The sequence below is a fragment of the Streptomyces sp. PsTaAH-137 genome (assembly GCF_003259365.1).
Taxonomy (GTDB): Bacteria; Actinomycetota; Actinomycetes; order Streptomycetales; family Streptomycetaceae; genus Streptomyces.
In genome coordinates, this window is the sequence record NZ_QLLY01000051.1 from 1 (window position 1) to 5,267 (window position 5,267).

6 protein-coding genes are annotated in these 5,267 nt (G+C 67.9%); 2 read left to right on the forward strand and 4 right to left on the reverse strand.

What is annotated here, in order from left to right:
- Positions 1-38: 38 nt before the first annotated feature.
- The 3 genes from K377_RS40520 to K377_RS40530 form a co-directional block, all read right to left on the reverse strand.
- Positions 39-1,181 (reverse strand): DUF6183 family protein, encoded by a 1,143-nt coding sequence (locus K377_RS40520; RefSeq protein ID WP_111668651.1) that lies wholly within the window; start codon positions 1,179-1,181, stop codon positions 39-41.
- A gap of 1,139 nt (positions 1,182-2,320) precedes the next feature.
- Positions 2,321-3,145: an alpha/beta fold hydrolase gene (locus K377_RS40525; RefSeq protein ID WP_111668647.1), complete on the reverse strand. Its 825-nt coding sequence runs from the start codon at positions 3,143-3,145 to the stop codon at positions 2,321-2,323.
- A 36-nt stretch (positions 3,146-3,181) separates the two neighbouring features.
- Complete coding sequence (locus tag K377_RS40530) at positions 3,182-3,829, reverse strand: helix-turn-helix domain-containing protein (RefSeq protein ID WP_111668648.1); 648 nt, start codon at positions 3,827-3,829, stop codon at positions 3,182-3,184.
- 109 nt (positions 3,830-3,938) lie between these two features.
- Between K377_RS40530 and K377_RS40535 the strand changes: the two genes are divergently transcribed.
- Together K377_RS40535 and K377_RS40540 are read left to right on the forward strand one after the other, a co-directional pair.
- On the forward strand, positions 3,939-4,604 hold the full coding sequence (locus tag K377_RS40535) for a DUF998 domain-containing protein (RefSeq protein WP_111668649.1): 666 nt from the start codon (positions 3,939-3,941) through the stop codon (positions 4,602-4,604).
- A gap of 62 nt (positions 4,605-4,666) precedes the next feature.
- Complete coding sequence (locus tag K377_RS40540; protein WP_111668650.1) at positions 4,667-4,876, forward strand: DUF4287 domain-containing protein; 210 nt, start codon at positions 4,667-4,669, stop codon at positions 4,874-4,876.
- A gap of 112 nt (positions 4,877-4,988) precedes the next feature.
- On the opposite strand, the gene K377_RS40545 is transcribed toward K377_RS40540, so the two are convergent.
- Positions 4,989-5,267, reverse strand: a 279-nt coding sequence (locus tag K377_RS40545) for a transposase (protein WP_237551454.1), incomplete at its 5' end; no start/stop codon positions are given.

A 5,267-nucleotide genomic window follows, 5' to 3' on the forward strand; every position in this document is an offset into this window, starting at 1 on the left:
CCGAAGGGCGGCGGATGCCCCCAGCCCCGTCAGCGACATCAGTCCGTGTCGGTGGCTGCCAGCACAGCAATGCGCCGAGCCCCCGCGGCGACGGAGACCAGCCCTATGTCCCACGCCACGCCCTCGAACCACTTCGTAGCGGCCTCGAAGTTGTACCAGTCGCATTCCTGGATGTTTCGTTCCACTTCACCAACCGGAGCTGTCAAAAATGCCCCGGACAGGGCAGCGAGAGAACGCCAGGCGGCCAGTCGCCCATAGGCTCCGTAGACGCCGTTGTTGTACGCGCCACCGGTTGATGCGGCCGCGAACAGTATGCGCCAGGCGTGTTCCGGTCGGCAGGCGGAGAGAGCCAGGCGCCTACGCGGACCGACGCCGCTCAGGCACTCAAGCCTCAGTGCCGCCAACAGGCCGGGAAGACTCGCCGCCCCAACTGGCTCCGCCAGCTGGTACGTTCCGGCCTCGTTGCGGCCGTTGGACTCCTCTGCCCAGTTGACCAACGCTGCGGTAGCAGCCTCGCGGAACTTCTCCGTCGTTGCCTCGGTCACTTTCGGCAGGGGCGTAACGCTGCCCAGCGCGACATCGGGTCCGTCCTGTGGCCCGTATGGCATCGCATAACTGGCCCCACCCACTGAGTAGCTCGGGAGAGGCGGCGCATCCTCGATCACCGACAGCTCCAGCGGCAGCCACGCGAGCGGATGATGCTGCCAGTGCGGTGAAGTCGCCCACGCCTCGATCGCTGGCAACTCCGCAATCGTGACGTCCCTGAGCACCAACTCGTGGACGAGGCAGGCACGAAGCTCATCCGAGGCTGCCGCGTGCGAGCTGCCGCCAGTGAAGGTGATGGCCAAGTCCTTCGGGGTCTGGCCATCGGCCAGAAGGGAAGCCGCGTAGCGGAGCAGCTTCCTATTGCCGGGTGAGGCGGCCGACACGAGCCGCAGCGCCTGCTCGACATGCTCCTGGCCCGAGGCCGTGGTCAGCAGGCGAAGGAGGCGATCGAAAACACTTCGGTACTGCCAGACCTGAGCGGCGGACGAACCGTATCGGCTGGCCAGGGCGATGCCTAGATCTGCCACGAAGGCGACATCGCCCTGGTCGAGCCTACGCTCGGCCGTGTCCCACACCTCGGTCACGCTCTTCAGGTCGGGCAGTCGCATCACGATCTTCTGTATCCGGTCGCTCACGCCGTGAGCGTATGGGAGGGCTGGTCTGAGGGGCACGTCCTTTCCCATGGCCTCAGTCGGCCTCATACCGGGCCAAGCGTCTACGCAGATCCAGATTCTCGCCCTGCGCGACTTCCAGCTTTCGGAGTGCGGCTACCTCCTCGCGGTGAGTCTGCTGCTGCAACGAGAGGCGAGCGCCCCGTCCTGTGTGATCGGCCGGCCCCAGGGTTCGAGGACTGGGACCGGCCGGTTCGGCAGTGCACCCCGCCGTTCCTGACCACTGCAACGACCAGTCGAGGGGAGCGACACGTTCCGCCCGACTGCGTGTTGACGCACAAAAAGGAGTGGGCCGGGCGACAATTACGGCGCCGGGCCCCAGTGGCATCACGAGCGGAGCGTCGACCGCGCCCACGAGGCAATGACGCGGAGGCCGACTACAGCACCTCGCGCTGGTCACATCTCTACGCCCGCTGCCGGCGAAGTGCGCTCGACGACACGCTCTGGTCGCCCTCACGGCCCACCCATTGCCACGAGAGGAGCCGCGCACGGGGTCACGGTGCGACGGTCCTGCACAGCCGACTACCCCGCCTTGCTCTGGATGCAGCCTCTCTGCGTCCGGCTTGGCCCTGGGGGCGCAGAGAACCTCCCTCTCGGCTGACGGGGCTCGTTGTCGCGGCGGACTGCCGCGTCCACAGGGTGAGTTCGGCTCGCTCTGCCGTGGGTCGGTTGCCGTGTGCTTGGTCGAGGGCGCGGGATGCGTCCCAGTAAAGGGTGTTCAGCGCTCGCCCGATCGCACACAGGCGCGGTGGCTGCGCACAGGAGCAGGCCCCCGGGGGCCTGGCCCGGCCACCAGGGAGCAGGTAACCCCAGGTAATCCGCCAGTAGTTTCAGCGCTCGCGCTGACCTGGTAGGGCTTCGCGCACAGATTGGTGTTTCGTGACGTCAGTGCGTTGTACGCGTCGGTACGCGTCGGGTTTCCGACGCCTTCACGTCACCGTATTGGCGGTGGCGGCGCCGGTAGGCGCGGTCTCGGCAGCGGGCTGAACACTAACGGGCGTCCCGGCGGCGGGATCCGGCCGCGTAGGTCATGTGTCCACACTCGGGGCACGTCAGCCGCCACAGCAGGTGCGTGAGGGTTCGGCGAGCCACTGTGTTCGACGTCAGGCCCGCCCGCGGGCGGGATGCACGGTGACCTCGTCGAGAAAGTCCAGGAGCAGACTCCGCAGGACATCGGGGCGCTCCAGGTGTACATCGTGGCCTGCGCCGGGGACGCTCACAGCTGTTGCCCGCGGGTGTTGTTGGAGCATGCTCTGGGACTCTTGTGGAGGAATGATGCCGTACTGGCCCAGGACGACCAGGGCTGGACATGTGACGCTCGCCCACTCGTTCCAGAAGGAGTGCTGGGCGTTCTCGGCCAGCGAGTCGACCATGACTTTCGGGTCGAAGCGGGGCCACCAGCCGCTGCCGCGCTCCTCCAGTCCGGCGGCCCAGCCCTCGCCGACTGCACCGCCTCCGAGGAAGGCGACGGCCTCCTCCCGTGACAGGAATGGTGTTGGCCACGAGTCGAGCCATCCGCCGATCTCGGCCTGCACATTCACGTTCGGTCCACCGGGGCCGGCCTCGACCAAGGCGAGCGCGCGCACAAGGTGTGGGTTTCCGGCGGCCGTGAGCATGGCTGTGTGGCCGCCCAGTGACTGCCCCACCAGGACAGGGCGGTGCAGGTCGAGCTGTTCGAGGACGGCAACGACGTCGGCGACGTAGGCGTCTCGGCTCACCTCGCGCGGGCGGCGCTCGCTGGCGCCGTGGCCGCGCTGGTCGACGGCGACAACCCGGTAACGAGGGCTCAACGCCCGGGCCAGGGCGTCCCACTCGCCCGCGTGGCCGGCCAATCCGTGCAGGAGGACGACGGGCGGCCCCGACCCACCCCAGTCGTGGCACGACAGGCGGACACCGTCACGCTCCACGATGCGTTCGTGCTGGGTCACACAAGCCCTTTCTTCCAGCGCCGGCGGTGGTGTCGATCAGAAGTGGAACAGGCGGACGAACCGGTCGAGAAGGGCTGGATCGCCCTTGATGTGCACGCTGCCTTCGGCGAGTACGTCGGCGGGCGTTTTGCTGCCGCTCATCAGCTCGCGGACCGGGTGACCGTGCAGGCGCTCGATGACGAGGTCCGGGGCAGGGTGTGGGCCGATGGCGACGGCTAGTGCACCGCCAGTGACCTGCAGGTTGATGGTGAAATCGCCCATGCGGACTTCGAAAATGGCGGTGGTGCCATAGGCGGCTTCCGGCCGGTAGGAGGTGCGGAAGGACATGGCCACAGATTCGGCCGTGATGGCTTCGCCGGGGCGCGGCTCGGTGAGCGTCCGGGCTCCCCAGCGGCCCAGAGCGATGAGAGCCGGTTCGAGGTCGCGCCCGTAGTCGGTGAGCTCATAGACCACCGCGCGTTCGGGGTGCGGCAGTGCACGGCGGGTAGCCAGACCTGCCTCTTCGAGTTGCTTGAGGCGATTCGACAGGATGTTGGTGGGGATGGCGGGTAGCCCTCTGCGCAGGTCTGTGTAGCGGCGGGGCCCGTTGAGCAGGTCGCGCACGATCAGCATCGACCAGCGCTCCCCGACCATCTCCATAGCCCGGGCCAGGCCGCAGAACTGTCCGTACTCGCGAGTCGCCATGATGCAAATCCTACCTCAGAATTCCATTGACAAAGTTCGCTTGCAAAAGACAAGCTTGCTTCTCGTCCGCCTGCGGAGAGGTCGCGGGCGCTCCCGGAAGGTCCACCACATGTCCCACACCCTTGAGCCTTCGGCCGCTGTCGCCGCGGCCCCAGCCCGCACGGTGCCGCGACTCCTGCCGGCTGCAGGCATCACGGCAGGCCCGCTCTTCATCGCAGCGGGCATGGCCCAGGGCCTGACCCGAGACGGCTTCGACTTCACCCGCAACGCCCTCAGCCAGCTCAGCCTCGGCAGCCTCGGCTGGATCCAGGTCACCGCTTTCCTGCTCACCGGCCTGCTGGTCATCGGCGGCTCAATCGCGATACGCCAGACGCTGCGCAATGCTCCGGGCGGAACCTGGGCGCCTCGGCTCCTCGGCGCGTTCGGGGCCTCGTTCCTGATCGCCGGTGTCTTCCGCGCCGACCCGGGAGCCGGGTTTCCCGCTGGCGCGCCCGAGGACCGACTCACCTCGCTAAGTGCACACGGCACCATCCACATGCTGGCCGGGGCGGTCGGCTACCTCGCGCTCTGTGCTGCGTTCCTCGTGCTCGCACGGCACTTCACCACCGGCGGGCAGCGCGGCTGGGCGCTTGCCTGCCGTCTGGTACCGGTCGGGGTCCTGGCCGGCTTCGCCGCCTCCGCCACCTCTGTTGTGGCCTTCACCGCCGGGGCAGGACTCGGCTTGCTGGCACTCAGCGCCGTCACCGCCCGCCTGACCTCGACCACGCGTCCGTAGCGGCCTGCTCAGGCGCCCACGGAATCCGAACTGGACTATCCCCGCCCGACAGAAGGACTTCCATGACCGCATCGGCCAAGGGCCCTGCCAGCTATTTCCCCGCGATCGAAAAGAAGTACGGCCGTCCGATCGAGGAGTGGCAGGGGCTCATCCGCACCTCACCGCTGACCAAGCACATGGAACTCGTCGCATGGCTCAAGTCCGAGCATGGACTAGGCCATGGCCACGCCAACGCACTGGTCGCACACACGCTGGCCAACGACAGCAGGTGACCGGCCCTGCCCGCACCGTGCCGTCCCGGGGCCGGGAGCAGCCCCGCCCCTATTCGGGTATTGATACCGGTGAGCCCGCGCATTCAACAGTGCCCGAGGAGAACACACATGCTCACGCCGTGCCACCCGAGCGAGCGCCGTCAGCGAAATCCACCGGCGCACGGGGGTGGGGAAGGCCGCCTGCCCATGTCGCGTACTTGACTATCTGGTCGTACCGCTGAGCGATCGGATCCCGGGTCGTCAGCGAACTGCCGAGCGCCCGCCAGTCGGTCAGGGAGTCGTCCGGGCGGTGCAGGCGCCTGCTGCCGATGTTCTTCAGCCTCGGCAGCAGGCGGAAGTTGAGCAGCTCGGTGGCGTTTTTGGCGCACTGCCAGCGTGATGACGAGCTGCC